Origin of the sequence: Streptomyces sodiiphilus, from assembly GCF_039529215.1 — a bacterium.
Classification (GTDB): Bacteria; Actinomycetota; Actinomycetes; order Streptomycetales; family Streptomycetaceae; genus Streptomyces; species Streptomyces sodiiphilus.
Genome location: NZ_BAAAMJ010000050.1, coordinates 1 through 3,526, shown reverse-complemented (window position 1 = coordinate 3,526; position 3,526 = coordinate 1). Strand labels below are relative to the sequence as shown.

Annotated in this window: 2 protein-coding genes; both read left to right on the top strand. The window is 71.8% G+C overall.

Annotated features, from left to right (window positions below; all coding sequences use genetic code 11):
* Nucleotides 1-2,217, top strand: a 2,217-nt coding sequence (locus tag ABD299_RS19990; protein ID WP_344264439.1) for an SDR family NAD(P)-dependent oxidoreductase, incomplete at its 5' end; no start/stop codon positions are given.
* Between the two features lie 24 nt (nt 2,218-2,241).
* The coding region (locus ABD299_RS19985; RefSeq protein ID WP_344264436.1) for a beta-ketoacyl synthase N-terminal-like domain-containing protein at nt 2,242-3,526 on the top strand (1,285 nt) is incomplete at its 3' end.

The following is a 3,526-nucleotide window of genomic DNA, read 5'->3' as shown; positions in this document are numbered from 1 at the left end:
CTGCCGACCTACGCCTTCCAGCGCCACCGCTACTGGCTGCGCGACGAAGCCGTTCCCGTTGCCGCGGGCGCCGCGGCCGACCCGGTGGAGGCGGAGTTCTGGGCCGCCGTGGAACGCGAGGACTCCGCCGCCCTGAGCGGTGCCCTGGGCATCGAGGCCGAGGCGCGGTCCTCGCTCGGTGCGGTGCTGCCCGCCCTGTCGGCCTGGCGCCGCCGGCGCCGGGAGCAGGGCATCCTGGACTCCTGGCGCTACCACGTCACCTGGAACCAGGTGCCCGAGCCGGCCCCGGCCTCCCTGGCCGGCGACTGGCTGCTGGCCGTGGCGGCGGGCCATGGCAGCACCGAACGCACCCGGTCCGTCCGCTCCGCCCTGGAAACGGGCGGTGCCGCCGTCCGGGTCGTCGAGGTCCCCGGCACCGACCGGGACACCGTGGCCGGGCTGCTGCGCGAAGCTGCGGCACAGGCCACACCCGCCGGGGTGTTCTCCCTGCTCGGCGCCGTCGATGCCCCGCACCCCGGCCACCCGGGAGTCCCTTCCGGACTGGCCCTCACCTTCACCCTCGTCCAGGCCCTCGGTGACGCCGGTATCGAAGCACCACTGTGGATCGGCAGCCGCGGAGCGGTCGCCGTTGCTCCTTCCGACCGGCTCGCAAGCCCGGCCGAGGCAGCGATCTGGGGCCTGGGCAGGGTGGCCGCACTCGAACATCCGCAGCGCTGGGGCGGCATGGTGGATCTCCCCGGGGACACCCTGGACAGCCGGGCCGCGACACGGCTGTGTGCTGCCCTGGCCGGTATCGGCGACGAGGACCAGCTCGCCGTCCGGGAGGCAGGGGTTTTCGTCCGGAGACTGATCCGGGCCACCCCCACGCTGCCGGGAGTCTCCTGGGCGCCGCGCGGCACCGTGCTGCTCACGGGCGGCACCGGCGGCATCGGAGCCCAGATCGCCCGCTGGCTGGCCCGTAACGGTGCCGAGCACCTGCTCCTCACCAGCCGCCGCGGTCCCCAGGCTCCCGGGGCCGGCAAGCTGGAGGCCGAACTGACCGCGCTGGGCGCGAAGGTCACGATCGCGGCATGCGATGTCGCCGACCGCCAGGCCCTGACGGACCTGGTACGGGAAACGAAGGCCCGGGGGAACGTCATCCGGACCGTCATGCACATCGCCGGCGCGGGCGTCCTGGCGCCCCTGGCGGAAACCGGGCTGGAAGAGTTCGCCGGCACGACCACGGCCAAGATCGCCGGTGCCGCGAACCTGGATGCCGTCTTCGGCGACGAATCGCTCGACTCCTTCGTCCTGTTCTCCTCCATCTCCGCCGTCTGGGGCAGTGGCGAACACGGCGCCTATGCCGCGGCCAACGCCTTCCTCGACGGGCTCGCCGAGAACCGGCGAGCCCGCGGGCTCGCCGGAACTTCGGTGGTCTGGGGAATCTGGAGCCCGGAGGAGGGCGGTATGGCCGCCAACCTCGCCGAGGAACAACTGCGGGAACGCGGCATCCCGTTCATGGCTCCCGAGCTGGCCATCGAGGGCTTCCGGCAGGTCATGGACCGGGATGAGACCGTCGTGGTCGTCGCCGACGTCGACTGGGAGCGGTTCGTCCCCGTCTTCACGTCGGCCCGGCCGAGCCCGCTGCTCGGCGAGGTGCCCGAAGTGGCCCGCGTCCTCAGCGCGGACCAGGAATCCGCGAACGCGGGCGGCCCGTCGGCGTCCTTGCGTGACCGGCTCGTCGGCCTGCCCCGGAGTGAGCGGGAGACCGAGCTGCTGACACTGGTCCGCTCCCACATCGCGGCCGTCCTCGGCTACTCCGCCCCCGAGGCCGTCGACGTCTCGCGTGCCTTCCGGGAACTGGGCTTCGATTCGCTGAGCGCGGTCAGCCTCCGCAATCGCCTGGGAGCCGCCACCGGCCTGCGTTTCCCGGTCACGGTGGTCTTCGACTACCCCAGCGCGAGAGAGCTCGCACGCCACGTGGGGGAGGAGCTCTTCCCCGACGAGGGACCCGCCGAGGGCGGCGACCTCACCCCCGAAGAGGCCGAGGTGCGCCGGGCGGTGACATCCATCCCGCTGGCCCGGCTGCGCGAGACGGGCCTGCTGGAGGAACTGCTCAGGATCTCGGGCTCGGGCCAGGAGCCCGGAGCCGGTGCCGAGCAGGACCCGGCCGCATCCATCGACGAGCTGGACGTCAACGACCTCGTCCGCATGGCCTACGACAAGAACGACCTCTGACGAGATCCCAGGTGTGGAGCTGAGATGACGAACGGCACCGACAAGGTCATTGGCGCGCTGCGCGAGTCTCTGAAGGAGACCGAGCGACTGCGCCGGATCAACCAGCAGATGACGGCGGCTTCCCGGGAGCCCATCGCGATCGTGGCGATGAGCTGCCGCTACCCCGGCGATGTGACATCCCCGGAAGAGCTGTGGGAACTGGTCAGCAGCGGCCGTGACGCCATCACCGGCTTCCCCGGGAACCGGGACTGGGACCTGGCCGGGCTCTACGACCCCGACCCCGACCGGCAGGGCACCTGCTACGCGACCGAAGGCGGTTTCATCCAGGACGCGGACCGGTTCGACCCGGCGTTCTTCGGTATCTCCCCGCGGGAAGCAACCGTGATGGACCCCCAGCAGCGGTTGCTGCTGGAGACGGCCTGGGAGGCCTTCGAGCGTGCCGGGATCGACCCGGGCACACTGCGCGGAAGCCGGACGGGCGTCTACATCGGGGCTGCCTACCAGGGATACGTGCCGGACTGGATGCACATGCCCGAGGGCCTCGAAGGTCACCTGGTCACCGGTATCTCCGCAAGCATCATGTCCGGCCGGCTCGCCTATGCCCTGGGGCTGGAGGGCCCGGCTGCGACCATCGACACCGCCTGCTCCTCCTCCCTGGTGTCGCTGCACATGGCCTGCCAGGCACTGCGCACCGGCGACTGCTCACTCGCGCTGGCCGGCGGTGCGGCTGTCATGGGTGCCCCGATGGGCCTGATCGGCTTCGCCCGGCAGCGCGGCCTGGCCCAGGACGGCCGCTGCAAGGCGTTCGCCGAAGGCGCCGACGGAATGGGCCTGGGCGAGGGCGTGGGCCTGTTGCTGCTGGAGCGGTTGTCGGATGCGCGGCGTCACGGGCATGAGGTGCTGGCGGTGATCCGTGGCAGTGCGGTGAACCAGGATGGTGCCAGTAATGGTCTGACGGCTCCGAACGGGCGGTCGCAGCAGCGGGTGATCCGGGCGGCGCTGGCGGGGGCGGGGTTGTCGGCGTCGGATGTGGACGCGGTGGAGGCGCACGGGACGGGTACGTCGCTGGGTGACCCGATCGAGGCCGGGGCGCTGCTGGCCACGTACGGCAAGGACCGGTCCCCGGACCGTCCGCTGTGGCTGGGCTCCCTGAAGTCCAACATCGGCCACCCCCAGGCGGCGGCGGGCGTCGGCGGTGTCATCAAGACAGTGATGGCCATGCGGCACGGTCTGCTGCCCAGAACTCTTCACGCCGAGGACCGGTCGTCCCGGATCGACTGGTCGTCGGGTGGGGTGGAGTTGTTGACGG